Genomic DNA, 24,367 nt, shown 5'->3' on the forward strand with positions numbered 1-24,367 from the left:
CGCCGGCCTCCGTGGGATTGCCGGCACCGGCGGGCTCGCCGGCCGCGATGGACCTTCCGGCGCTGGCGGCGGCCCTTCCGGAGACGGCCCGACCGGCGGCGGCACCGGGCCTGTCGGAGCCACCACGCTCCGCAGCGGCACGAGGCGTACCGAAAAGGGTCGTGCCAGACGTGTCGGAGTCAACCGCTCCAGGCGAACCGGAGCCGGGAACACCGGGCGGGTCAGAGTCAGCCGGGCGGGGCGTGCCGAAGAGAGTGGCGCCGGGTGAGTCGGGGGCTGAGGCGCCGGGCGGGCCGGAGGTGTCGCGCTCTGCCTTGTCGGGCTTGTTGACCGGGGTTCTGGCCGTGAAGAGGCTCGGCCGCTCGCCGTGGGACTCTTCCGGGGCGCCAGGTCGTCCTGCGCTCTCGGCGGCGGCCGAACCCAGCGGCCCGGCTGCAGGAGCGTCCTCAGCGGCTGAAGCGGGTGGCCCCGCTGGTGAAGCGCCCTCGGCGGCCGAGCTCCGTGGCTCGGCCTGCGAGGTGTCCTCGCCGGCCGAAGCCGGTGGGTCGTCGGTGGAGGGAGGGCGGTCGCGGGAGCCCCGCGCGTCCTGCGGCCGTTCCCTGTCTCGCACGGCCTCTGCGCCGTCGGAGGCGTCGTCGTCCCGCACCGGGCGAAAGCTCAACGTCTGCTCTCCCGGTGACTCCTGCCGCCCGTCATCCATGGCCGTGTTCACGGCAAGCGCTCCGCTCGAACCATCTCGACCTCCTGGCCGACTTTCACGACGTCGCCGACGACCACGATCGCCGGCGGCCGTATCCCAGCCGCGGACACGCGGTCGGCCACGGTGGAAAGCGAAGCGGTAACCGCCCGCTGGGTCGGAAGAGTACCGTCCTGTACCACCATTACGGGAGTCTCCGGGTCACGTCCGTCGCGAACGAGCGCCTCGGCCACCTTGGCCAGCCGCTCCACCGCCATCATCAGCACCAGCGTGCCCCGGGAGCGGGCCAACGCGGGCCAGTCGACGGTGGATTTGGCGTCGTCGGGCGGGACGTGCACGGAGATGACGTGGAACTCCTGGCTCACTCCCCGATGCGTCACCGGGACTCCAGCCGCCGCCGGCACCGCCACCGCGCTCGTGATGCCGGGCACTACCAGCACCGGAATGCCCGCCTGCGCGCAGGCGATCATCTCCTCGCCGCCGCGCCCGAACACGAACGGGTCGCCGCCCTTGAGCCGGACCACGAACTTGCCCTGCCGGGCACGATCCACGAGCAACTCGTTGATCGTGTCCTGGGACAGCGCCCGGCCGTAGGGGACCTTGGCGGCGTCGATCAGCTCCACGTCCGGCGCGAGCTCGTCGAGCAGGCCGCGGGGCGCGAGCCGGTCGGCGACCACCACGTCGGCCTGGGCGAGCAGTTGCCGCCCGCGCACGGAGATCAGCCCGGGGTCGCCGGGCCCGCCGCCGACGAGCGCCACGCCGACCGGTTTGGTGCGGTTGCGGCGGGCGTCGACGGTGCCGTCGCGCAGTGCGCCCACCACCGCGTCCCTGATGCCGGCGGCCCGGCGCGGGTCACCGCCCGCGGTGATCGCGACGCTGATCTCCTCGACCCGCCCGGACGCGGGCGTCCAGGCGGCGGAGGCGTCCTTGTCGTCGGCCCGCACGCACCACACGCGCTTGGCCTCCGCTTCCGCGGCGATCGCCGTGTTGGCGGCCCTGTCGTCGGTGCAGGCCTGTACGAGCCAGGCCCCGTCGCAGTCGCCCACCTCGTAGGGCCGGGAGTGCCAGGTGACCCGACCGGCGGCGATCAGGTCGTCGAGCGCCGGAGTGACGCTCGGCGACACGACAGTGACCTCCGCACCGGCCTCGAGCAGCGCGGGCACCCGTCGCTGGGCGACGCGGCCGCCACCCACGACGAGGACCCGGCGGCCGGTGAGCCGCAGGCCGAGGAGGTAGGGACCCATGGGGGGAATCTCCCGTTCGCGAAGGTTGTGTTAAGAGGTAAACCTACCGGCTCCGGATGCGTCATTTGCTGCGCATCGCCTCAACGACCGTCAAGAAGGGGCTGCCGCGGATCCCAGCGAGGCCCGCCTTCGTCATCCTTGCGGCGTCTGGCCATCGCTGACAGCGCTTCAAGGATAACCCGGTTCCCGAGGTACGCGGTGATGTCCGCGTGGTCGTAAGGCGGCGCCACTTCGACGATCTCCATCCCGGCCACCGGAAGTTCGTAGCAGATCCTGCGCACGGCGTCGAGCAGTTGCCTGGCCGACAGCCCGCCGGGCTCGGGCGTCCCGGTGCCGGGGGCGTGCCCGGGGTCGCAGACGTCGATGTCCACCGACAGGAAGATCTGGTCGCACTCGTCCAGCGCGACCCCGAACGACTCCGTCAGGCACTCCTCCAGCCCGCGCGCCACGATCTCGGTCATCTCATAAGAGCGCATCCGCTGGGCGGCCATCCACCCCAGGGTCTCCGGCTCGGGCCAGTAGCCGCGCAGCCCGATCTGCAGGAACCGGTCGCCGCGGATGGCGCCCGACTCGATGAGCCGGCGCATCGGCTGGCCGTGCCCGTACAGGTGGCCGAACTCGATGTCGCCGGTGTCCGCGTGCGCGTCGAAGTGGATCATGGATGTCCGGCCCGCCGCGTACGCCCTGGCCGTGCCCCTGGCGTCGGGCAGCGCCACCGTGTGGTCGCCGCCGAGGACCAGCGGCACGGCGCCCGAGGCGGCGACCCGATGGACCGCCTCCTCGATCGCGGCCAGCGAGCCCTCCACGTCGCCCGAGTAGCACTCGACGTCACCCGCGTCCAGCACCCGCAGGTCCCGCAGCGCGTCCACCCGCAGCGCCAGGCTCGGCCGGGAGCCGTCGTGGGGCAGGTAGCACGCCTGCCGCAGCGCCATCGGGCCGAACCGGGCGCCGGGGCGGTTGGAGGTGCCGCCGTCGAAGGGCGCGCCGATGATCACCACGTCGGCGTCCGCGTAGCTTTCCGGTTCATTGACGTCGCAACGGTCCACCCCGAGAAAGGTGATGTCGGGGCCGTACATCGCGCCGTATCGGGACACTGCTCACCTCCAGGGCCACCATCATCACACGGGCTTTTCCGTCACTCCCGCCGAGTCGAAGGTGGCCACCTCGCGCAGCGCCCGTACCGCCGCGCAGACCATCGGATGCGCGAGCAGGCCGCCGGTGCCCTCGCCGAGCCGCAACTCCAGGTCCACCAGGGGGCGCAGCCCGAGGTGGGCGAGCGCGGCGGAGTGGCCGGGCTCGGCCGAACGGTGGCCGGCGACGCAGTGGTCGGTCACGGCGGGGTCCAGGGCGGCGGCGACGAGGGCGGCGGCGCCGGCGATGACCCCGTCGAGGATCACCGGCACCCGGGCCGCCGCGCCGCCCAGGATGAAGCCGGTGATGGCCGCGTGCTCGAACCCGCCGACGGCGGCCAGGGCGCGCAGTGCCTCGCTGGGCGGCTTCGGATCGGAGGACGGTGCGGTGGACAGGTCGTTCACGCGGAGGGACTCGCGCACAATGGCCACTTTGCGCTCGTGTGTCGCGTCGTCGATCCCCGTGCCCCTGCCGGTCACCTCGGCGGCGTCCCTGCCGGTGAACACGGAGATCAGCGCGGCGGACGCGGTGGTGTTGCCGATGCCCATGTCCCCGGTGATCAGGCAGCGCGCGCCCCCGGCCATCAGGTCCCTGGCCACCAGGATGCCCGCCTCCACCGCGCGTACGGCCTGGTCGACGGTCATCGCGGGGCCGCGGGACAGGTCGGCGGTGCCATATCCGATCTTGTGGTTGACGAGGCCGGGCGCGTCGGGCAGGTCGGTGGCGACGCCGACGTCCACCACCGTCACCGGCACGCCCGCCTGGGCGGCGAAGGCGTTGGCGACCGCGCCGCCCGCCAGGAAGTTCGCCACCATCTGGACGGTGACCTCCTGCGGCCACGGGCTGACGCCGCGGGCGTGCACGCCGTGGTCGGCGGCGAAGATGGCCAGCGCCGCGGGCTCGGGCATGGGCGGCGGGCTGACGCCGGCCGCGCCGGCCAGCCGGATCGCGACGTCCTCCAGCACGCCGAGCGAGCCGCGCGGCTTGGTGAGGCGGTCATGATGAGCGCGAGCCTCGGCGAGCGCCTGCGGGTGGGCGGGGCGGATCTCGGCGAGTGTCTCTGCGAGCACGGCAATCCTCCACTTACGGAACGAGCTGGAGCGCTTCCTCGTATCGGTCGATCACGACGTCGGCCAGGACCTCGCAGTCGCCGATCACCTCGGCGCAGCGGATGTCGAGGTCGGGGTGCCCGGCGCCGTACGCGAGCGCCTGCGCCCACACGCGCTCCAGCAGCCCGCCGGCGAACAGCAGGTACGGCACCACGATCACCCGCCGGGCACCCAGCCGGCGGCAGCGTTCGAGCCCGCCGGGCACGCCGGGCGGGGTGACCGACACGAACGCCGTCTCCACGGTCATGAAGTCGTAGGCGTGCGTCTCCCAGAACAGCCGCGAGACCCGGTGGACCTCGGCGTTGGCGGTCGGGTCCGTCGAGCCCTCGCCCACCAGGACGACCGCGGTCTCACCCGGCTCGACCTGCGTGGCGAACTCGTCGATCGACAGCGCGTCGACGGCGCGGAGCCGGGGCCTGGCGCCCGCCAGCTCCAGCGCGCGCGGCCTGGAGAGCTCGACGGCGGCCTCGTTGAGCCGCTCGGCCAGCAGCCCCAGCACGCGCGGGTCGGGGCCGAGCGGGCGGCCGTAGTCGTAGGCCAGCGTGGGATGCCGCTTCTGCTCCAGCTCCATCGCGGCGGGGAGCTCCTCACCCGCCCTGCTGAGGCTCAGGGGCAGCGCCACCAGCCGGTGGTGCCCCCTGGCCACCAGGGAGTCGACGGAGTCGCTCAGCCGGGGCGTGGCGCGCTCCAGGTAGCCTCCGGAGACGTCGGCGACCGTCTGGTCGAGCCGGCAGCGGAGCCGGTGTACGAACCGGCCGAACTCCGCGGCGTAGGCGTCATCCTGTGAGCCCTGCCCGATCAGCAGGAGCGGCGGCTTCATCGTGAGGGTATCTCCGGTGCGTTGGACAAAGTCACGCGAGGATAACCGATGCGCACCGGTAGGGAACAGGTCACGCTGTGTGCACGGGTGCGGCGTGCACCACGAACACGGGGTCGCGGGCCGTCAGACGGTGGGAACCGCCGGGGTCGAGCGCCAGCCCGGAGACCAGGATCTGGCTGCCCTCGCCGCGATAACCCTGCTCACGCAGCCGGCCGAGCACGGCCGAGACCTGCTCGACCTTGCTGAGCGCGCACACGAGCGCGCGCGGGCGGCGCGCGGCGCAGGCGACCACCACGTCGAGGCCGCCGCCGCCCACGAAGACGGCGTCGGGATCGGGCAGCGGCTCCAGCGCGGGCGGCGCCTGTCCCCTGGTCAGAGCCACTTTGACGCCGTGGCGCAGCACGTTGGCGCGCAGCCGGGCGCAGGACTGCTCGTCGCGTTCGACGGCTATGACCGCCGCGCCCATCCTGGCGCACTCGACGGCGATCTCGCCGCCGCCCGCGCCGACGTCCCACACCAGGTCGCCGAGCCGGGGACCGAGCTTGGCCAGGATGAACGCCCTGACCTCCGCCGGGAGCCCGCCCTCGGACGGCAGCGCCCACTCGGCCGGCCCGGGCTGGGCTCCGGCCACCCAGCCGCGCTCCCTGGGCTGGTGCAGCGGGTCGATGACGAGGACCACGTCGGGGTCCTTCCACGGCCTGGTGGTGGCCTCGCCCATGCGGCTGTGGGTGATCCGCTCGTCGGGCCCGCCGAGGTCCTCGCAGACGATCAGCGCGCGGGGCGTGGTGGGCGCCAGCTCCCTGGAGATCTCCGCCGGGCCGACACCGGGCGCGACCAGCAGGGCGACCTTGGGGTGGGCGCGGCAGGCGTTGACGGCGCGGTTGAGCCGGCTCGGGTCCGACGGGGCGACGACGAGCGCGTCCTCCCAGTTGAGGCCGGCGCGGGCGAAGGCGCGGGTGACCATCGAGAGCGCGGGCAGCACGTCGGGTTTGAGGCCGTGTGCGCGCAGCTCGCGTACGACGCCGAAGAAGCCGGGATCGCCCTCCGCGATCACGACGGCGGGGCCCTCGCCGTGTTCGAGGTGGCCGTCGAGGGCTTCGAGGAGCGGCCCGCGGGCCCTGGCCGGCGCGGCGATCCTGAGCTGGTCGAGAATGGCGTCCGGCCCCACGACCAGCCGGGCCTCGTGGAGCTTGTCCACCGCCCTGGCCGAGAGCTCGGATCCGTCCCAGCCGACAACCGTGATCATTGCGCCTCACCGTCCTCACCTTCAAGGGTGACGGGTACGAAGGGGTTTCACAAACGGTGCCGGGGTCAGTCCGATGTGCCCCCGTGCCAGGTCGGACACCGCCTGCCGGGCGACGGCACCAAACGCCTGCCGTCCTCCGGCATCAAACGCCTGCCGGGCGACGGCACCAAACGCCTGCCGTCCTCCGGCACCATACGCCTGCCGGAGGACGGCACTGGGCGTTCGGGTGCCGGGCGCCTCAGCCCAGGTCGGCCGGGACGAGGCTGTAGACGACGAGATCCTCGCCGCCGAGCGAGGCGCGGGCGACACCCTCGCGGACGAAGCCCGCCTTCTCGGCCACCCGCTGGGAGGCCGGGTTGGACACGGCCGCGCGGAGCTGGAGCCGGCCGAAGCCGTACTGCTCGAACAGCCAGTGCGCGATCCGCACCACGGCCTCGCCCGCGAACCCCCGGCCGCGGGCCCACGGGGCGGTCATGTAGCCGATCTCGGCCGTACGGTTGACCCAGTCGAGGTCGCGCAGGTCCACGCTGGCGGCGTACCGGCCGGTCGCCAGCTCTTCGACGGTCCAGGCGACGCCCGCGCCGCGCAGCCGCATCCGTTCGGACTGGTCGATGAACGCCCTGGCGTGGTCCTGCGTGTAGCCGCGCGGCACGCCCGTCCTGGCCTGGGTGACCGGGTCGGCGCCGGTGGCGGCCAGGTCGGGGACGTCGCCGGGGGCGGGCGGGCGCAGCAGCAGCCGGGGGGTGCGCAGCTCCGTCCTGGGCAGCGTGTCGGAGGGGAAGCGGCTGTCACCGCGCAGCAGGCCGAAGATGACGAGGTCGTGCGCGCCGTCGTCCTCCAGGACCGCGGCCCGCAGCACGCCTTCCCAGGTGAAGCCGGCTTTCTGGGCGACGCGGAGCGAGGGCGTGTTGTCCAGGTTGGCCGTCAGGTCGATCCTGCGCAGGTCGGTGGCCTCGAACACCCAGTTCGTCAGCCCGCGTACCGCCTCCGTGGCGAAGCCGCGGCCCCGGTAGAGGGGGTGGACGCCGTATCCGACCTCGGTCGTGCCGGCGGCCCACGAGGTCCTGAACAGGCTGATGGCGCCCACGATGAGGCCGGCGGCGTCGGTCATGGCCAGGTGGAGGCCCTGGCCGGAGCGGCGCAGCTCGTGCACGCCGGTCGAGAGCCACTGGGCGACCGCGGCCGGCTTGGCCGGGGCGCCGGGCGGCAGGAACTGGACGCCGGACCGCACGATCGAACCGACCCGGGTGGCGTCCTGCAGGCCGAACGGCCGGAGCGTGAGCCGTTCCGTAGTGATGCTCACATCTGCGTCGAACACCTTCGGCAGGGTACACAGTTGCGATGTTTGCCCACTAAAGCAGGGGTAGGGGCGCACTGAGGGGAGTGAGAGAAACATGGAACGTGGGAGCGACAAGCACGGCCCCCGCCTTGACGATCAGCAGAAGCACGAGACAGAGGGCCTGGTCCGCAGCGGCGGCAGCACGCATGCCGAGGAGTGGAAGGAGCCCGAGTCCCCGCTCGCGCCCGGCGAGGAGCCGCGCAGCTCGTACCCGCCGGGACACGAACCGGGGGCCCCCGAGGGGATCACGCCGCGGGGCGTCGATGCCCGCAGCGATCTGGCCAAGTGGCTCAGCGACGCCGACTGGCCCGCGTCCAGGGGCGAACTGGTCCGGCACGTGGACCGCGCGCAGGCGCCTGACGCGGTGGCCGGCATGATCGAGTCCCTGCCCGAACGCCGCTACGCGAACGTGTCGGACGTGGCCAAGGCCCTGGGGCTCGGTGCGGAGCAGCGGAGGTGGTGAGCCGTGCGCCTCGACTTCATCCGGCCGCTGTACGAGCGGAGCGGCCCGTACGCGTCGGTCTACCTGGGCGCGCTGACGGGCCCGGAACGGACGAGGCACTGGCGCGGCCTCCGCGACCGGCTCGACCGGAAGGTCGATCCCGCCACCCTTGACGCGCTGGAGCAGGAGGCGACCCGGACCGCCCCGGGGCAGGCGCTGTTCGCCACGCACGGCGACGTGGTGCTGGCCGAGTCGTTCGCCCGGCCGCCGGTGGAGCTGGCCGTCTGGTCGCCGTTGCCGCACGTCACCCCCATGCTCATGCAGCGTGGCGAGAACGTGCCGCACATCCGGGTGATCGTGGATCACGCGGGTGCGGAGCTGATGGTGTTCGCGGGCGGGGCGCCGCGCAGGGCCACCGTGGCGGCCGCGTCGTGGCCGCTGCAGAAGACCGCGCAGGGCGGCTGGTCGCAGAAGCGGTACGAGCGGGCCGTGGACGAGACGTGGGAGAAGAACGCGGTGGCCGTCGCGCGCGAGATCGACGAGCAGGTCCGCCGTGTCGGCGCGGAGCTGGTCCTGGTGGCCGGGGAGCCGAAGTCGCGCTCGTACCTGCTGCAGCATCTCGGCACCAAGGCCGCCGACCGGGTCCTGATGGTCGAGCACGGCAGCCGCGCCGACCACGGGCAGTTCGAGGAGGACGTGGAACGCGCCCTGGACCAGTGGCTGGAACGCAGGCGCGGCGAGCTGATCGAGCGGCACGAGGAGTCGGCGGGACCGGTCGGCATGACCAAGGTGGCCGGCGCCCTGCGCGAGGGCCGGGTGCAGGCCGTGCTCTTGCCCGGCGAGCTGCCCGGCGGGGTGTGGACCGGCCGGGGCGGGACGCTGCTGGCCACCGACGTGGACGAGCTGCGCCGCTGGGGCGTCGAGGCGCCGATCGCGGAGCGCTCGGACTCCGCCCTGGCCAGGGCCGCCGCGCTGACGGACGCGGAGCTGTGGTTCACCGACCGCGTCCCCGACGTGGCGGCCGTGCTCAGGTACTGACGCTCTGATCAGGTACTGACGTGGCGGCCGTGATCTGATCAGGTGCTGACGATCACTTCCAGGGTCCTCGGGCCGTGGACGCCTTCGACCCGGTTCAGCTCGATGTCGCTGGTGGCCGACGGGCCGCTGATCCAGGTCAGCGGGCGCGAGGGGTCCAGCCGGGCGATCGCCTCCGGCACGCAGGACACGATCTGGTCGGCCCGCACCACGCACAGGTGGTAGTCGGGGACCAGCGTCTGCGCCCTGGTGCCCTGGCCCGGCCCGTGGTCGAGGACGATCGTGCCGGTCTCCGCGACGGCCACGGCGCAGTTGGTGACCACGCCGTCGGCGGTGTTCAGGTCGGTCCAGCCGCCCTCGCGGTCGAAGCCGTCGGGGACGATCATGCGCCGCCCGGCCACGCACTCGGCGATCTTGTCCGGCACCTCGGCCCCGGGCAGCACGTGCACGATCGCCCGGTAGTCGTCCACCCGCTCGGCGAACAGCGCCACCAGGTCGCCCACCCGCTGCGTCGTGCGGTAGCGCCGGGGGATCTCCACGTCCGCCGCGCCGACGACGGCCCTGCCGATCCTGGCCAGGATCTCCTCACGCGCGTTCATTCCGCCGCACCTCCGCTCCGCTCGCCGCCCCCGGTCCGCTCCCACCAGTCCCTGAACGACTCCTCCGGGATGTCGGGCACGTCCCTGGTGTCGGTCCACGCCGACAAGGGCCCGGGCAGCCGTTTCGGTACGAGTCCGCGCACCCGGGTGGCCAGGCGCTCGGCCCTGGCCAGCCGGGTGTGGTCGTTGAGTATCCAGCCCGCGACCTTCATCCCCGCCCGCTCCGCCGCCGCGTGCGGGGCCTTGGCCCGCAGGTCCACCAGCACCTCCGGGATGTCGATGGCCACCGGGCAGACCTCGTAGCAGGCCCCGCACAGGCTGGAGGCGAACGGCAGCGAGGCGTCCAGCTCCGACGACATGCCCCTGAGCTGCGGGGTGAGGATCGCGCCGATCGGCCCCGGGTAGACCGACCCGTACGCGTGGCCGCCCGTACGCTCGTAGACCGGGCACACGTTCAGGCAGGCCGAGCAGCGGATGCAGCGCAGCGCCTGGCGGCCCACGTCGTCGGCGAGCACGCCGGTGCGGCCGTTGTCGAGCAGCACCAGGTGGAAGTCCTGGCCCTCGACCGCGCCGGTCCACATGCTCGTGTAGGGATTCATCCGCTCGCCCGTGGAGCTTCGCGGCAGGAGCTGGAGGAACACCTCCAGATCCCGCCAGGAGGGCAGCAGCTTCTCGATCCCGACCACGCTGATGAGCGTCTCGGGCAGGCTCAGGCACATGCGGCCGTTGCCCTCCGACTCCAGGACCACGAGCGTGCCGGTCTCGGCGACCATGAAGTTGGCCCCGGAGATCGCGACCTTGCTCCGGAGGAAGCGTTCGCGCAGGTGGAGCCGGGCCGCCTCGGTCAGGGCGGGCGGGTCGTCGGTCAGGCCCTCGGGGGTGTGGGGCATCTTGTCCAGGAAGATCTCGCGGATCTCCGAGCGGTTGCGGTGGATCGCGGGGACCAGGATGTGGCTGGGGAAGTCGTCGCCGAGCTGCACGATCAGCTCGGCCAGGTCCGTCTCGTACGCGGTGATGCCGTGCTCGGCCAGCGCCTGGTTGAGCTCGATCTCCTGGGTGGCCATGGACTTGACCTTGACCACCTCGGTCTCGCCGGTGGCCTTGACCAGGCCGGTGACGATGGCGTTGGCCTCGGCCGCGTCCCTGGCCCAGTGGACCGTGCCGCCCGCCCTGGTCACGGCGTCTTCGAGCTGGACGAGGTAGCGGTCGAGGTTGCGGAGGGCGTGGTCCTTGATCGCCTTGCCGGCCGCGCGCAGCTCCTCCCAGTCGGGCAGCTCGCCGACGACGCCGGCTCGCTTCTCCCGGATGGTGTGGGTGGCCTTGCGGAGGTTGTAGCGGAGCTGCGAGTTGCCAACGGACTTCGCCGCGTTTTGCGGGAAATTTCCGGGCATGCCGAGGAATGTTGCGCTCATTGTGCCTCCTCCGTGGATGCCAGGATCTCGGCCAGGTGCATCGTCCGGACACCGGTCTTCAGGCGCCGCAGCGTGCCACCGATGTGCATCAGGCAGGAGTTGTCCGCCGCGCACAGCACCTCGGCGCCGGTGTCCAGGATGCCGCGGGCCTTGTCGGCGCCCATCGCCGCGGAGACGGCGGGATTCTTGACCGCGAACGTGCCGCCGAAGCCGCAGCACTCCTCCGCGCCGGGCAGCGGCACCAGCTCCAGCCCGCGGACGTTCTTCAGCAGCCGGGTGGGCCTGTCACCCAGGTGGAGGCCGCGGAGCGAGTGGCACGTCGGGTGATAGGTCACCCGGTGCGGGAAATATGCGCCTACATCCTCGATCTTCAGGACGTCGATCAGGAATTCGGAAAGCTCGTACACCTTCGGCACGACCTCGGCGATCGCCACCGCTCCCCTGCTGCCCGGCCGCGCCAGCTTGGGGTACTGCTCGCGCACCATGGCCGCGCACGACCCCGACGGCGCGACGACGGCGTCGTAACCGGCGAAGACCTCGGTGAAGTGCCGTGCCAGCCGCACGCCCTCCTCACGGTAGCCCGTGTTGACGTGCATCTGGCCGCAGCACGTCTGGGCCGCGGGGAAGTCGACGTCGCAGCCGAGCCTGCGCAGCAGGGACACGACGGCCTTGCCGGTGCCGGGGAAGAGCGTGTCGTTCACGCACGTGATGAACAGGGCGACTCGCACGCCTCTCCTTCCAAGGTATGGTCCGACCACTGTATGGTCAGACCGTACCGAATACCACCTTTTCCGGCCACCATGGGGGAGGCTCCGTTGGCGGACGACGGCTGGCGTCCCGTCAAGCGAACGCGGACGTTCGAGGACGTGCTCGCGCAGATCGAGCGGCGCATCGCCGAGGACGGGCTGACCGTGGGCGACCGGCTGCCCGCCGAACGCCACCTCGCCGGGCAACTCGGCGTCAGCCGCTCGTCGGTACGCGAGGCCATGCGCGTGCTGGAGACCCTCGGCGTGGTCTCCTCTCAGGCGGGCCGGGGGCCGGACGCGGGGGCCGTGCTCACCTCGCGCCCCGACACGGCGCTGACCGACCTGCTCCGGCTGCACCTCGGCCTGGCCAGCCTGGAGCTGCGCGAGGTCATCGACGCGCGGCACATGATCGAGCAGTGGGCGGCCTCCCACGCCGCCACCGCGCGGGCGGACACCTCCGCGCTGGCCTCCGCCCTTTCCGGGATGGACCGGGCACGGACGGCGGAGGAGTTCGTGGAGCACGACACCGCCTTCCACTGCGCGATAGCGGACGCGTCGGGCAACCGGCTCATCGCCGCGATCATGCGCTCATTGCGGCACTCGATGCGCAAATATGCCGTCGAGGCCGTCGAGCGCCTGGGCGACACGTCGATCCTGCGGGCCGACCACCAGCGCATCCTCGACGCCATCGACCGCGGCGAGGCCGCCGAGGCCACCCGGGCGGTGTCGGACCACCTGGCGCACGCCTACCCGTCGCTGTTCGGTCATTGACGGGTGTCGGCCTCCCGGCACCCGGCTCCCGAGCAGGCCATCATCCCCTGCAGCCGCCGCTCCAGGCCGGCCAGCAGCCCGTGGTCGGCGTCCTGGGCCAGGTTGTGCAGCTCATACGGATCCGCGGCCAGGTCGTAGAGCTGGATCTCGCCCGTCTCATAGCGGACATAAGTGTGCTCCCGCGTACGCAACGCCTGATAGGCGGGCACCGGTGTCTGGGCGGCCGAGGACCTGTTGGCCGGCCGGTAGAACTCGACCAGCACGTTGTTCCGCCACTCCCCCGGTGGACTGCCTCTGAGCAGCGGCACCAGCGACCGCCCCTCCGCGAACGCGGGCACCTGGGCCCCGCCGAGCGCGGCGAACGTGGGTGCCAGGTCCACCGTGTTCGTCAGCTGGCCATTCGTGGAGCCGGGGCTGATGCCGGGGCCGCGCACCACGAGCGGGATCCTGATCGCCTCCTCGAACGGGGTGGTCTTGCCCTGCTTGAGGCGATGTGTCCCGAGATGGAAGCCGTTGTCCGAGCTGAAGAAGATGTAGGTGTCGCCGAGCTTGCCGGACTCCCGCAGCGCGTCGACCACGGAGCCGACCAGGTCGTCCACCCCCAGCATGGACCGCAGCCTGGTGCGGTAGCGCTCGTCGATCTCGTCCACGCCGGGCTGCTGGATCATGGGCCGCTGCCGCAGCCAGAGCGGCTCGCGGCTCACGTCCTCCTGGTTGAACGACGGCGTACGCGGCGCCGTGGCCAGCGAGAAGGCGCCCGCGTGGCGGACCGCCGGGTTGGCCGGATTGTGCGGGCCGATCGGCGCCAGGTACAGGAAGAACGGCTCGCGTGAGGCGCTGATGAAGTCGGCGGCCTTGCCGGCCAGCACGTCCGGCAGGTAGTCCTCCTCGGACCAGCCGTAGTCGTACACCTTGCCGTTCTCGTTGAGCCGGTAGCCGTACTCCTCGTAGAGGTCGCGGACCGGCACGTCCCACTCGTCCCAGCCGGGCGGCACGTACGTCTCCTCGGCCGCGCCGCCCGGATAGTGGTTGAGGTATTTGCCCATCAGGCCCGTGCGGTATCCGGCCTGCTGCATCCAGGTGCCGATCGTGGAACGTTCCAGACCCAGGCGGTGGAAGCGGTCGAAGCCGCCTTCCGGCGCGGTGTTGGTGCGCACGTTGTGGCTGTGCACGTACTGGGAGCGCAGGATCGACGCCCGTGACGGGCAGCACCAGGAGTTGGTCACGAAGAAGCGCTCGAACGAGACGCCCTGGCGTACGAGCTCCTCGGTGATGTTGGGAAAGAGCCCCAACGTCCCCGTTTCGAGATCGTCGGCCACGATGTACACGATGTTGGGCCGGGACTTGCCCTCGGCCATCGTGGGCTCAGCCGCCGGCAGCAGGAGAAGCAGCAGGCAGGCAATGCGTCGCAGACCGTTCAGCACAGTCTAAGCACTACCCCGGAAGATCCTCCATTGACACTTTCGGCCCTCCCGGTCGTAATAGAACTTACTTCCGGGAGGTGTCCAGATGAAGCTCGGCCTGTGTCTCGGATACTGGCAGCGGCACGCGGATGACGCGACGGAGACGGTGCTCGCGGCCGAACGGCTCGGCTACGACTCGGTGTGGACGGCCGAGGCGTACGGGAGTGACGCGTTCACTCCCCTGGCCTGGTACGGGGCGCGTACGAGCCGCATCAAGCTGGGCACCTCGATCGCCCAGATCTCGGCCCGCCCGCCGGTCACGACGGCCATGACCGCGATGACCCTGGACCACCTCACCGGCGGCCGGCTGCTGCTCGGCGTCGGCGCCTCGGGGCCGCAGGTGGTGGAGGGCTGGTACGGCCAGCCGTTCGCCAGGCCGCTGGCCAGGACCCGCGAGTACGTGGACATCATGCGGCGGGTGTGGCGCCGCGAGGAGCCGGTCACCGGCGACGGCCCGCACTACCCGCTGCCGCTGGCCGGCGGCCTGGGCAAGCCGCTCAAGCTCATCACGCACCCGCTGCGCCCGGACATCCCCGTCTATCTCGGCGCGGAGGGCCCGAAGAACGTCGCCCTGGCCGCCGAGCTGGCCCAGGGGTGGCTGCCGCTGTTCGCGTTCCCGGCCAGGATCGAGGAGATGTACGGCGAGGCGCTGTCGGGCGCCCCCACCGGCTTCGACGTGGCCGCCATGGTGACGGTGGTGGTCTCCGACGACGTCCGGAGCGCGCTGGACGGCGTGAAGATGATGCTCACGCTCTACATCGGCGGCATGGGGGCCAGGCAGCGCAACTTCCACGCCGACATCATCGGCCGGATGGGCTTCGCCGCGGCCGCCGAGCGAATCCAGGCGCTCTACCTGGCCGGGCGCAAGGACGAGGCGTTCCGGGCGATCCCGGACGAGCTGGCCGACGGCATCTCGCTCGTCGGCCCGCCCGGCAGGATCAAGGAACGCCTGCAGCTCTGGCACCGGAGCCCGGTCACGACCCTGCTGGTCATGGGGCCGCGCGACGAACCCTCGCTGAAGCTGGTCCGCGACCTGGTGCTGGGCTGAGCGAGCGCGTCACCTTCGGCCAGTCGGGGCGCGGGACCGAAGTCGACCACGACCGCGTCACCTTCGGCCAGCCGGGGCACCGGACCGGAGCCGAGCGCGGGCGCGTCGCCTCGGGTCAGTCGGGGCGCGGGGCCGGGTCGACGGTGACCGAGCGCAGCAGCGGCCTGCTCAGCGCGCCCGCGCCGACCACCCCGCCGAAGCCCGCGACCACGCAGGCCCCCAGCGTGACCGCACCGGCCGCGCTCATCCCGCCGATCATGAACGGCATCGCGCAGAACACCCCCACCAGGATCGCCCCGCCCCCCATCACCGTGAGCGGGATGAGCGTCTCCGCGCGCCGGGCCCGGTCGAGCACCTCCAGCGGCGTGCCGGCCAGCCGCAGCAGCCCATACGTCTGCCGCCGGTCCAGGACCGAGGACGCGGCCGTGATCCCCGCGCTGGCGATGGCCACCAGGAACGACACCGACAGCACCACGATCGTGCCCACCCGGATGTCGGCGAGGATCTGGACGCCGAAGCGCTGGTCGTCGGCCCTGGTCGTAGGGGTGCGGCCGGGCACGAGCCCGGCCAGCGCGGTGCGGGCCCGGTCGACCGTCGCCGTGCCGGCGTAGCTGCCCAGGGCCGTGGCCACCAGCGGGTCGGAGTCCCGGCCCCGCTGCGAGACCTTCACCGTCGCCCGGACCCCGGCGGCCCGCAGCCGCTCACGGGCCTGCCCGGCGACGGCCTCGGCCTGCCCGGCCGGCGCGGAGACCACCAACTGCGCCGGGTCCTCGTCCCCGGCGAGCGCGGACGGGCTGAGCAGGCCGATGAAGCCCGCCACGAACCCGGTCAGCGCCACGCCGCTCACCGTCCGCCACGCCGAGCGCGGGTCGTCGACCAGCCGCCGCCCGGCGAGCAGCCCGGCGGGACCGCGCGCGCCACCGGCCGTGATCCGGCCGATCAGGCTCACCACCCAGGGGCCCACCAGGTTGACGCACAGGAACGCCAGGCCGAGCGCGACGGCCACGATCCCGATGCCGGTGCCCCTGGTCAGCAGGGGGAACACGGCCAGCACCGCGAGCAGGGCGAGAACCCGGACGAACCGCATGGCGGGCGGCGTCTCCCGTCTGGCCACCCCGAGCGGGCTCACCACGACGCGTCGCAGCCCCACCACCGCCGACAGGCCCACCAGCAGCGGCACCGCGACCAGCACCGCCGCCAGGAGCAACGGGCCGGGCAGCAGGTCGGAGACGAACCACGAGCCGCCCCCGATCGGGATCCGGGCCAGCAGCGGCGCGGCGGCGGCGTAGCCGGCCGCGCCGAGCAGCGCGCCCGCCAGCGCGACGCTCACCGCCTCGGCCACGGTCATCCGGACGACCTGCCCCGGCGTCGCGCCGACCAGCCTGAGCGCGGCCAGCCGCCGGTCGCGCCGGGCGACCGTGAGCCTGGCCGCGGCGCCGCCGAACACCAGCAGCGGCACCACCATGAGCACGCTCGCGACGAGCGTGAGGGCGCGGTAGGCCTCGGAGTCCTCCGACGGGGTGCCCGCCAGGCCGGCCACCTTGGCGGGGCCCTTGCCGAGGACCCAGTCCTGAGTGCGGGCCGCCGTCATCGCGGGCGCGTCCGGCTCGTGGCCGGCCACCGCGACCAGCTCGCCCGGGTAGACCAGGGCCTCCTCGCCGAGCACGCCTGCCGGGTCCGGATAGCGCTCGGCGAGCTGGTCGGCGGGCAGCTCCTTGGCCAGCTCGGCCAGCGCCGGGGACAGCCACACCTCGCCCGGCGCGGGCAGGCGCGGCATTCCCGGCGGCCGCACCCCGGCGGCCGCCCGGGCGTCGAGCGCCGCCAGGTCGATCACGGTGATCGCCTGGTCGCCGACGAAGTCGAAGCGCGCCGCCTCGATCGCCACCGCCCCCTTTTCCGCGGGTACGGGGTTGCGCCAGGCACCGCGGTCGGCCCTGGCCGCGAAGGCGAAGTTGACCGCCACGGCGAACAGCAGCAACGCGGTGGACACCGCGACCGCGCCCAGCGTGAGCCAGGCGCCCAGCAGGCCCTTGCGGCCGCCACCCTTGAGCAGCCGCCAGGTCAGGTCGAGATTCACGCGTGGACCCCGCCCGGAACCAGGAGGCGGCCGTCGCGGACCTCGACCGTGCGGTCACACCAGGAGGCCACGTTCTGGTCGTGCGTGACGACGATCAGGGAGGCGCCGTTGTGCCTGGTCGCCTCCACCAGCAGCCGCATCGTGTCGTGGCCGGTCTGCTGGTCGAGCGCGCCCGTGGGCTCGTCGGCGAACACCACCGCCGGCCTGCTCACCAGCGCCCTGGCGATGGCCACCCGCTGCGCCTGGCCGCCGGACAGCTCCCCCGGCCGCCGCGTCTCCATGGTCTGCAGGCCGAGGGGGGCGAACCACTCGCGCGCCTGGCGTACCGCCTGGGTCCTGGGCACCCCGCCCAGCATGAGCGGGAGCGCCACGTTCTCCTCGGCGGGCAGCTCGGGCAGGAGCTGGCCGAACTGGAAGACGAAGCCGAAGCGGGTGCGGCGCAGCGCGCTGCGCTCGCGCTCGCGCATGGTGTCGATGCGCCGGCCGAGCAGGCTCACCTCGCCCCCGTCCGGCTTCATGATCCCGGCCAGGCAGTGCAGGAGGGTCGACTTGCCGGAACCGCTCGGGCCCATGATCGCCACGGCTTCGGCCGCCCGTACGGTGATGTCCACGCCGCCCAGGGCGACCGTCTGCCCGAACCGCTTGGTCAGGGCCCGTCCAACAAGTACGTCGTTCATGGCTTCCAGGTTGGCCGCGGAGCGGGGCCCGGCGGATCAGCCGTGAGTCCATATTCGCCTCGGCCGAACGGACGATCCCTAGAGTTGAGGCGTGACTATTCGGGTTCTCATCGCTGACGACCAGCAACTCGTTCGTACCGGATTTCAGATGATTTTGGACGCCCAACCGGACATCGAGGTCGTGGCCGCCGTGTCCGACGGCGCGGAGGCGGTCTCCGAGGCCAGGCGGCTCAGGCCCGACGTGTGCCTGCTCGACATCAGGATGCCCAAGCTGGACGGGCTGGAAGTGACCCGGGTACTGGCCGGGCCGGGAGTGGAGAACCCCCTGCGGGTGGTCATCGTCACCACCTTCGACCTCGACGAGTACGTCTACGGGGCCCTGCGCTCCGGCGCGACCGGGTTCCTGCTCAAGGACAGCGGGCCGACACTGCTGATCGAGGCGGTCCGGGCCGCGGCGGCCGGTGACGCGTTGGTGTCTCCGTCGGTGACCGTACGGCTGCTGCAGCACCTGGCCAAGCCCCGGCGAACCGCCCCCCGGGCGAAGGAGCCGCTGACCGACCGCGAGCTCGACGTCGTGCGCCTGGTGGCCAGGGGGCGGACCAACCAGGAGGTGGCGGCGGAGCTGTTCGTGTCGCTTTCCACGGTCAAGACGCACCTCGGCAGCATCCAGGCCAAGCTCGGCGTCCGCAATCGGGTCGAAACCGCAGCGTGGGCATGGGAATCCGGCGTGGTGAGCTGATTAACAGCGGGGCTCCCGGGATACAAGTGAATCAGAACCTCAGCGCATGGCCCGGGGGGAGAACAACGTGCGCGACAGCCAGGCACCGCCCATCAGAGCCGCCTCTGCCGTTTATGTGACGCTTGTCGCGCAGGTCCTCTCTCTCGGCGCCCTGGTGATCTTCGAGCATTCGCGCGGCCGCCAGCTCGCGGCCCAGCTCGCCGCGTTCGGCGGGCGGCCCCAGGGGGCCGACGCGGAGGCCGTGGTGGGCGCGGTGACCACGTTCGCGGTGCTGATGATGCTGGTGGCGGGCACCTCGATCGCGGTCGCGGTCGCCTACGTCACCTGGCTGGTGCGGGCCAGGCGGGCCAACGACCGCTCGGCCGCCTCCGGCCCGGTCGCGGCCGCCTGGCTGATCCCGCTCGTCAACCTGGTGGCGCCCGCCGTGCTGGTGGACGAGGTGTGGCGGGGCACCAGGCCGCCCGCTGGGCAGCGCGTGCGGTGGATCGCGCTGCTGGCCGGCTGGTGGCTGAGCTGGCTGGCCATGATCGCGCTGGTCACGATCCGGCTCCCGCTCGACGCCTCCGCGGGCGACCTGACGGGGGTGGGGCTGCCGGAGCTGGCCTGCGCGTCGGTGACCGCCCTGCTGTGCGGGGCCACCGTGCGCACGCTGACGCGCCTGCAGCAGGCCGCCCGCGCCCCCCGGAGCACCGGCACCGTCCACACCTTCACCCCACCACCGCACCCGACCCCGGGCTCCACCCCGATCGGCCGCACGGGGTGATCCCGGCCATGGACGTCGAGGAGCCCGTCGATCTCGAGGCCGTCCGCGACGCTTGAGTCAGGCGGCTGTGGGGCCGGAGCTGCCCGGGCTGGCGTGCCAGAGGGGGCGGGGCGGGTCAGCGATGGCCGGGCCCACGTCGGAGTAGGGCGAGAGACGGTAGCCGTTGGGATATTCGATCTTGCGCCCGCCGACCCCGGCACGCTCCTCCGGCGCCCGCGCGAGGTGGGCGCGCACCGCCTCGATGCCCTGGGAGCGCCACAGGGAGTCCAGGTCCCGCAGGTCCCAGCAGTCCACCGCGCGCAGCGACACCGCCCGCGTGCCCGTACGCCGGACCACCCCCCTGGACAGCAGGAGCCACGAGCCGAACACCGTGGCCGCGCACCGGCCCTGCACCGACTCGAAGAACGTCAGGTCGATCGGTCCCGTCGAGTCGTCGAGCGTGGTGAAGATGACCCGCTGGCCCGAGCGTACGGCGGGCGTCTGGGTGGCCACCTTGACCCCGGCGACCAGGATCTCCGCGCCGTTGCGCTGCGCGAGGAGGTCCCTGGCGCGGACCACGCCGGCGGCGTCGAGCAGCTCGTCGTAGAAGCTGATGATGTGGCGGCTGACGTCGATGCCCAGGATCTCCAGCTCGGCCTCGACCATCTCCGTCTCCGTCATCTCCGGCAGCTCCCCGGGCACGAGCCGCTCGCCGAAACCCAGCGGGAGCTGCACGGACGGCGGGGCGGCGGCCCGGGGGGAGGCGGCCACGGGCGAGGAGTAGCGCTTGGACCCGCGCGGGCCCGTCCGCACGCCGCTCGCCGAGGCCCGGTCGAGCACCGCCACCTGGGCGATCAGGTCGCGCCTGGTCAGCTCGCCCGGACGCCAGCGGGGGCCGCCCGGACGCAAGTCGTGCAGCGCGTCCAGGCCGCCCACCTGGACGATGCGCTCGATCGTGGGGCGCGAGGGGCGGGCGCGGTCCCAGAAGTCGGCCAGCGACGTGTACGGCTGCCCGGCCACCATCCGCTCGACCTCCGCCTCGCTCACCCCCTTGATCGCCGAGAACGGCACCCGCAGCGCGTATCCCTTGCCGATCTCGTCGATCTTGAAATCCCGCCGCACCGGGGAGCCCTCCAGCGCGGAGGTACGCACGCGGACCCGCACCCCGGACTGATCGTCAGTTCGGTCGCCGGGCTGATCACCGGCCCGATCGCCGGGCTGGTCACCGGGTTGGTCGCCGGTCTTGTCCCGCGCCTGGGCGCGCGCTTGGTCGCGGGCGAGGACGCGGGGGCCGAGCCGTTCCACCCGCCAGTCCCGGCCCGACTTGTTGATGTCGAGCGGCAGGATCTGGATCCCGCACTGCCGGGCCTCGTCGATGATGACGCGCGGCGGGTACATGCCGGGCTCGTGCGTGAGCACCCCCGCGAAGAACGCCGCCGCGTGGTGCCGCTTGAGCCACGCCGACTGGTAGGTCGGCAGCGCGAACGCCGCCGCGTGCGCCTTGCAGAACCCGAAGGCCCCGAACGCGTCCAGCACCTGCCACGCCCGCTCCACGGCCGCGTCGTCGAACCCGTTGGCCCTGGCCAGGGGCACGAACGTCTTGCGCACCCGCTCGCGCCCGGCCGGCGTGTCCAGCGTGCGGCGCAACTTCTCGGCGTATGACAGGTCCCGCCCCGTCATCACCTCGATGATCCTCAGCACCTGCTCGTGGAACACCACGACGCCGTGCGTCTCCTTCAGCGCCTCCCGCAGCCGCTCGTGCGGATAGTACGGCTGCCGCCACCCGTGCCTGGCCTCCAGGTAGGGGGTGACCATGTCGGAGTTGACCGGCCCCGGCCTGAACAGCGAGATGTCCACGATCAGGTCGTGCATCGTCCGCGGCTCCAGCTTGGCGACCAGCTCGCGCTGGCCCGGCGACTCGATCTGGAAGCAGCCGATGGTACGGCTGGCGCCGATCATGTCGTAGGTCTCCTGGTCGTCGTGCGGCACGTACTGGACCTCGTGATCCTCCAGTGCGGTGCCGTCGCCCGGCAGGGGTTGCTGGGTGTCCAGCTCGACCACGATGTCGTCCACGCGCTTGATCTCGCTCAGCGCGTACGCCAGCGACGACTGCATCCGCACGCCCAGCACGTCGAGCTTGAGCAGCCCGGCCTCCTCCACGTCGTCCTTGTCGAACTGCGACATCGGGAACTCCAGCAGGCTGCGCTCCACCGGTGTCCTGTCGTGCAGCCCCGAGTTGCCGATCAGCACGCCGCACGGGTGCAGCGCGATGTGCCGGGGCAGCCCGTCGAGCTTCTCCGCCAGCCGGAACACCCGCTCCAGCCCCGCGTCGCCGAGCCGGCTCTCGCGCAGCTCCGGCAGGTCGCTCAGCGACGCGGTGATCTGCCGGGCCCTGATGTGCGGGAACGCCTTGGCGATGGCGTCGATCTCGTGCGGGGGCAGGCCCATCGCCCCGGCGACGTCGCGGATGGCGCTGCGCGCCCGGTAGGTCTCCATCATGGACACGCAGGCCACGCGGGCTTCGCCGTAGCGCTCGAAGATGGCCTTGTAGCAGTCGAGCCGGCGGGCCGACTCGACGTCCACGTCGATGTCCGGCAGCCCGATGCGGCCCTCCGAGAGGAAGCGCTCCATGAGCAGGTCGTGTTCGAGGGGGTTCACCTCGCCGATGCCGATGAGATAGTTGACCAGGCTGCCCGCCCCCGAGCCGCGGATGGCGCAGCGGATGCCCATGCCGCGGATCATGTCCGTGATGCCGGCCACGGCGATGAAATATCCGGACAGGCGCTTCTTCTCGATGATCTCCATCTCGGCCCGGAGACGCTCCCTGGCCGGGCCGGAGCGGTCGAGGCCGCGCGTGACCAGCCCATCCTCGGCGCGGTGGCGCAGCAGCGGCACCGGGTCGCGGCCGATCTCAGGCAGGTGCAGGGCGGGCGGGGTGTTGTGCAGGGCGAGCAGGTCCAGCGGCGCCATCGAGCACGCCTCGGCCAGCCGCCTGGTGGTGAGCAGCAGCCGCTCCACCCGTTCCTGGTCCGCGCCGCAGACCTTGGCCGCCACCTGCCACATCTCCTTGGTGCTCTTGAGGTAGGCGTGGGAGGTGGTGCGTTCCAGGTGGCGCGGGTGCAGCGGGACGAGCTGGCGGGCCGCGTCGAGCACGTCGCCCACCTGGTGGTCGACCGGGTCCAGGTAGCGCGCGGCGTTGGTCAGCACGGCCGGCACGCCCATGGACTCGGCCAGCCCGAGCATGCGCACCGCCGTGATGGCGTCGCGGAAGCCGTACTGGTCGACCAGCTCGATCACCACGCCGGGCACGGCGGCGCGCCACAGGCCGAGCAGCGTCCTGGCGTGCTCGTCGCGCCGCAGGGCCACCGCGCGGCCCACGTCGGACCTGGGGCCGAGCAGCACCACGAGCCCGTCCTCGGCGCCGAACCCGTGCTCGCCCGGCCCGCCCGCCCAGGTGCCGAGCAGCTCGCGGGTCACCTTCGGCGCACCCCGCTCCCCCGTGTGGTGGGCGGCCGTGACCAGGCGGCACAGGCGGGACCAGCCCTTGGCGCGGGCCAGCACCGTGACACGGTCCTCGGCCTCCGGCCCGGTGCTGGGCCGCCCGCCGCCGTGCCGGCCGCTCCTGGGCCGCGGCGCGGGCATCCCGGGTACCGGGTCAAAAGCCGGGGAAGGGACGTCGAGCGCCAGGTTCACGCCGACGACGGGGGCGACCCCGGCCTCCGCGCACGCCCGCACGTGCTTGATCGCGCCGTAGAGCCCGTCGCGGTCGGTCAGCGCCAGGATGTCCATCCCGTGCTCCACCGCCCGGCTCACCAGCGCGCCGGGGAAGGCGGTGCCGTAGCGCATGGAGTATGCGGAGCACACGTTGAGGTGCGGGAACGGGGGCGCCATCAGTCCCACGCCCGCAGGAGCAGCCAGCCGTTGCCGGCGGTGTCGTAGCGGAGCTCGTAGGAGCCGACCTCGCGTCCCGGGCCGGCCTCCACCCGCCAGAACTGGCGTTCGCCCGGATCCTTGTCGCCGGTCTTCCACCACTCGCGTGCGACCACCCAGTGGTCGAGGACGCTGCGGACCAGATAGAGCCGGTCACGCCAGACGAACTGGGTCGGCTGCCCGTCCCGGGTCCACACCTCTATCGGATCGCCATAGAGTCTGCTCAAGACGCTTCTCCCCGCGGCTCTGGTCGTATGGTGAGCCACCCGGGGGAAGGCGGGCGCTTATGAGTCGAACATATGTTCTCAGCGCCAAGAGCGCAAGTCGCCGGCCCGTCTCACGAGCGGATTCGCGCCGATCGAGTTGCGGATGCTGAAAATCACGCTGCCCGCCCGGTAGCGGTCGTCGGAGGTCTCCACGGGGCGCCCGTCATATGTGGTCGTGGTCCGGCGCTGGCGCAGCAGCGGGCTGCCGCGGCGCACCCCGAGCAGGCGGCCGTCCTGGGCGCCGGCCGAGACCGCGTCGATGAGGTGCTCGCCGTAGGCGAACACGAGCCCGATCGACTCGTAGAGCGCCTCCGTGACCGACTCGCAGTCAGCCGGCAGCCGCTCGACGGCGGGGGCCACCCACTCCGCGTAGACCGTGCGCTCGACCAGCACGGGCTCGCCGTCCAGCGTGCGAAGCCGCAGCACCTCCAGCAGCTCGCCGTGGCCGAGCCGGGCCGACTCGGCGGCGCTCGCGGGCCGGCGGCGCTGCTCGATCACCTGACCGCCGAAACGGTGGCCGTTCGCGCGGGCCCACTGTGCGAAACTGTGCAGCTCGGCGAAGCTCTGGCTGCGTGCCCGGCCGAGCACGATGCGCCGGGCGCCCTGCCGGGATCCGACCAGACCCTCGGTGGCCAGCACGGCCACCGCCTGGCGTACGGTGCCGCGCGCCGCGCCGAATCGCCCGGCCAGTTCGGACTCGCTGGGGAGCTGCGAGCCGACCGGATGCGCGCCGGCGAGGATCTCCTCCCGTAACGCATCAGCGATCCGTTCATAGCGCGCAACCATCCCCGACCCTTCCCATTCACCAAAGAGCAACATGTGTGCGACTTACTG

General features: G+C 72.6%; 21 protein-coding genes. 6 read left to right on the forward strand and 15 right to left on the reverse strand.

Features of this window, described 5'->3' with window-relative positions; translation table 11 throughout:
* Positions 1-708: 708 nt before the first annotated feature.
* The 6 genes from cobA to ABGB18_RS38210 form a co-directional block, all read right to left on the reverse strand.
* Positions 709-1,941 (reverse strand): uroporphyrinogen-III C-methyltransferase, encoded by a 1,233-nt coding sequence (gene cobA / locus ABGB18_RS38185; protein ID WP_347700549.1) that lies wholly within the window; start codon positions 1,939-1,941, stop codon positions 709-711.
* Between the two features lie 80 nt (positions 1,942-2,021).
* Positions 2,022-3,035 (reverse strand): agmatinase, encoded by a 1,014-nt coding sequence (gene speB, locus ABGB18_RS38190; protein WP_347700550.1) that lies wholly within the window; start codon positions 3,033-3,035, stop codon positions 2,022-2,024.
* A 24-nt stretch (positions 3,036-3,059) separates the two neighbouring features.
* Positions 3,060-4,148 (reverse strand): nicotinate-nucleotide--dimethylbenzimidazole phosphoribosyltransferase, encoded by a 1,089-nt coding sequence (gene cobT / locus ABGB18_RS38195; RefSeq protein ID WP_347700598.1) that lies wholly within the window; start codon positions 4,146-4,148, stop codon positions 3,060-3,062.
* A gap of 7 nt (positions 4,149-4,155) precedes the next feature.
* Positions 4,156-5,001 (reverse strand): sirohydrochlorin chelatase, encoded by an 846-nt coding sequence (locus tag ABGB18_RS38200; protein ID WP_347700551.1) that lies wholly within the window; start codon positions 4,999-5,001, stop codon positions 4,156-4,158.
* Positions 5,002-5,071: 70 nt separating this feature from the next.
* Positions 5,072-6,247 carry a precorrin-6y C5,15-methyltransferase (decarboxylating) subunit CbiE gene (gene cbiE / locus ABGB18_RS38205; protein WP_347700552.1) on the reverse strand — a complete coding sequence of 392 codons (1,176 nt, stop codon included), beginning with the start codon at positions 6,245-6,247 and terminating at the stop codon, positions 5,072-5,074.
* Positions 6,248-6,485: 238 nt separating this feature from the next.
* A complete protein-coding gene (locus ABGB18_RS38210) occupies positions 6,486-7,565 on the reverse strand; it encodes a GNAT family N-acetyltransferase (protein ID WP_347700553.1) in 1,080 nt (359 codons plus the stop codon).
* Positions 7,566-7,641: 76 nt separating this feature from the next.
* On the opposite strand from ABGB18_RS38210, the gene ABGB18_RS38215 reads away from it, so the two are divergent.
* Both ABGB18_RS38215 and ABGB18_RS38220 read left to right on the forward strand, forming a co-directional pair.
* Positions 7,642-8,049, forward strand: a complete 408-nt coding sequence (locus ABGB18_RS38215; RefSeq protein WP_347700554.1) for a DUF2795 domain-containing protein — start codon at positions 7,642-7,644, stop codon at positions 8,047-8,049.
* 3 nt (positions 8,050-8,052) lie between these two features.
* Positions 8,053-9,066, forward strand: a complete 1,014-nt coding sequence (locus tag ABGB18_RS38220) for a Vms1/Ankzf1 family peptidyl-tRNA hydrolase (protein ID WP_347700555.1) — start codon at positions 8,053-8,055, stop codon at positions 9,064-9,066.
* Between the two features lie 38 nt (positions 9,067-9,104).
* On the opposite strand, the gene ABGB18_RS38225 is transcribed toward ABGB18_RS38220, so the two are convergent.
* From ABGB18_RS38225 to ABGB18_RS38235, 3 genes are read right to left on the reverse strand one after another with little or no spacing between them, the layout of a single operon-like run.
* Positions 9,105-9,662: an LUD domain-containing protein gene (locus ABGB18_RS38225; RefSeq protein WP_347700556.1), complete on the reverse strand. Its 558-nt coding sequence runs from the start codon at positions 9,660-9,662 to the stop codon at positions 9,105-9,107.
* Positions 9,659-11,074 (reverse strand): lactate utilization protein B, encoded by a 1,416-nt coding sequence (locus ABGB18_RS38230; RefSeq protein ID WP_347700557.1) that lies wholly within the window; start codon positions 11,072-11,074, stop codon positions 9,659-9,661. Before ABGB18_RS38230 ends, ABGB18_RS38225 begins: the two co-directional genes overlap by 4 nt.
* Positions 11,071-11,802: a (Fe-S)-binding protein gene (locus ABGB18_RS38235; protein WP_347700558.1), complete on the reverse strand. Its 732-nt coding sequence runs from the start codon at positions 11,800-11,802 to the stop codon at positions 11,071-11,073. The genes ABGB18_RS38230 and ABGB18_RS38235 overlap by 4 nt, the downstream gene beginning before the upstream one ends.
* A gap of 87 nt (positions 11,803-11,889) precedes the next feature.
* Between ABGB18_RS38235 and ABGB18_RS38240 the strand changes: the two genes are divergently transcribed.
* A complete protein-coding gene (locus tag ABGB18_RS38240) occupies positions 11,890-12,591 on the forward strand; it encodes an FCD domain-containing protein (protein ID WP_347700559.1) in 702 nt (233 codons plus the stop codon).
* Here the strand turns inward: ABGB18_RS38240 and ABGB18_RS38245 are convergent.
* Entirely contained in the window at positions 12,585-14,015 is a 1,431-nt protein-coding gene (locus ABGB18_RS38245; protein ID WP_347700560.1) for a sulfatase, read from the reverse strand. The genes ABGB18_RS38240 and ABGB18_RS38245 overlap by 7 nt on opposite strands.
* Before the next feature lie 85 nt (positions 14,016-14,100).
* On the opposite strand from ABGB18_RS38245, the gene ABGB18_RS38250 reads away from it, so the two are divergent.
* The gene (locus tag ABGB18_RS38250) at positions 14,101-15,102 is read left to right on the forward strand and encodes an LLM class F420-dependent oxidoreductase (RefSeq protein ID WP_347700561.1); all 1,002 of its coding nucleotides are present in this window, start codon (positions 14,101-14,103) and stop codon (positions 15,100-15,102) included.
* Positions 15,103-15,217: 115 nt separating this feature from the next.
* Here ABGB18_RS38250 and ABGB18_RS38255 read toward each other — a convergent pair whose 3' ends face one another.
* The gene (locus ABGB18_RS38255; RefSeq protein ID WP_347700562.1) at positions 15,218-17,179 is read right to left on the reverse strand and encodes an FtsX-like permease family protein; all 1,962 of its coding nucleotides are present in this window, start codon (positions 17,177-17,179) and stop codon (positions 15,218-15,220) included.
* Positions 17,176-17,856, reverse strand: coding sequence for an ABC transporter ATP-binding protein (locus ABGB18_RS38260; protein ID WP_347700563.1), 681 nt, complete (start codon positions 17,854-17,856; stop codon positions 17,176-17,178). Before ABGB18_RS38260 ends, ABGB18_RS38255 begins: the two co-directional genes overlap by 4 nt.
* A gap of 91 nt (positions 17,857-17,947) precedes the next feature.
* On the opposite strand from ABGB18_RS38260, the gene ABGB18_RS38265 reads away from it, so the two are divergent.
* Both ABGB18_RS38265 and ABGB18_RS38270 read left to right on the forward strand, forming a co-directional pair.
* On the forward strand, positions 17,948-18,595 hold the full coding sequence (locus ABGB18_RS38265) for a response regulator transcription factor (RefSeq protein WP_347700564.1): 648 nt from the start codon (positions 17,948-17,950) through the stop codon (positions 18,593-18,595).
* Positions 18,596-18,641: 46 nt separating this feature from the next.
* Positions 18,642-19,358 carry a DUF4328 domain-containing protein gene (locus ABGB18_RS38270; RefSeq protein WP_347700565.1) on the forward strand — a complete coding sequence of 239 codons (717 nt, stop codon included), beginning with the start codon at positions 18,642-18,644 and terminating at the stop codon, positions 19,356-19,358.
* A gap of 57 nt (positions 19,359-19,415) precedes the next feature.
* Here the strand turns inward: ABGB18_RS38270 and dnaE are convergent, their stop codons facing one another.
* The 3 genes from dnaE to ABGB18_RS38285 all read right to left on the reverse strand — a co-directional run bounded on the left by dnaE (position 19,416) and on the right by ABGB18_RS38285 (position 24,319).
* Positions 19,416-23,228: a DNA polymerase III subunit alpha gene (gene dnaE / locus ABGB18_RS38275; protein WP_347700566.1), complete on the reverse strand. Its 3,813-nt coding sequence runs from the start codon at positions 23,226-23,228 to the stop codon at positions 19,416-19,418.
* Positions 23,228-23,494, reverse strand: a complete 267-nt coding sequence (locus ABGB18_RS38280) for a DUF6504 family protein (protein WP_347700567.1) — start codon at positions 23,492-23,494, stop codon at positions 23,228-23,230. Before ABGB18_RS38280 ends, dnaE begins: the two co-directional genes overlap by 1 nt.
* A 78-nt stretch (positions 23,495-23,572) precedes the next feature.
* Positions 23,573-24,319: a GntR family transcriptional regulator gene (locus ABGB18_RS38285; protein WP_347700568.1), complete on the reverse strand. Its 747-nt coding sequence runs from the start codon at positions 24,317-24,319 to the stop codon at positions 23,573-23,575.
* Between the last annotated feature and the right edge of the window lie 48 nt (positions 24,320-24,367).

Source organism: Nonomuraea sp. B12E4 (assembly GCF_039871825.1).
Lineage (GTDB): Bacteria > Actinomycetota > Actinomycetes > Streptosporangiales > Streptosporangiaceae > Nonomuraea.

What these genes read in the sequence shown, in the direction of transcription:
- ABGB18_RS38225 (WP_347700556.1), bottom strand. Translation starts at nt 9,662, where the DNA reads ATGAACGCGCGTGAGGAGATCCTGGCCAGGATCGGCAGGGCCGTCGTC.
- ABGB18_RS38200 (WP_347700551.1), bottom strand. Translation starts at nt 5,001, where the DNA reads ATGAAGCCGCCGCTCCTGCTGATCGGGCAGGGCTCACAGGATGACGCC.
- ABGB18_RS38285 (WP_347700568.1), bottom strand. Translation starts at nt 24,319, where the DNA reads ATGGTTGCGCGCTATGAACGGATCGCTGATGCGTTACGGGAGGAGATC.
- cbiE (WP_347700552.1), bottom strand. Translation starts at nt 6,247, where the DNA reads ATGATCACGGTTGTCGGCTGGGACGGATCCGAGCTCTCGGCCAGGGCG.
- ABGB18_RS38250 (WP_347700561.1), top strand. Translation starts at nt 14,101, where the DNA reads ATGAAGCTCGGCCTGTGTCTCGGATACTGGCAGCGGCACGCGGATGAC.
- cobA (WP_347700549.1), bottom strand. Translation starts at nt 1,941, where the DNA reads ATGGGTCCCTACCTCCTCGGCCTGCGGCTCACCGGCCGCCGGGTCCTC.
- ABGB18_RS38270 (WP_347700565.1), top strand. Translation starts at nt 18,642, where the DNA reads ATGGCCCGGGGGGAGAACAACGTGCGCGACAGCCAGGCACCGCCCATC.
- dnaE (WP_347700566.1), bottom strand. Translation starts at nt 23,228, where the DNA reads ATGGCGCCCCCGTTCCCGCACCTCAACGTGTGCTCCGCATACTCCATG.
- ABGB18_RS38215 (WP_347700554.1), top strand. Translation starts at nt 7,642, where the DNA reads ATGGAACGTGGGAGCGACAAGCACGGCCCCCGCCTTGACGATCAGCAG.
- ABGB18_RS38260 (WP_347700563.1), bottom strand. Translation starts at nt 17,856, where the DNA reads ATGAACGACGTACTTGTTGGACGGGCCCTGACCAAGCGGTTCGGGCAG.
- ABGB18_RS38230 (WP_347700557.1), bottom strand. Translation starts at nt 11,074, where the DNA reads ATGAGCGCAACATTCCTCGGCATGCCCGGAAATTTCCCGCAAAACGCG.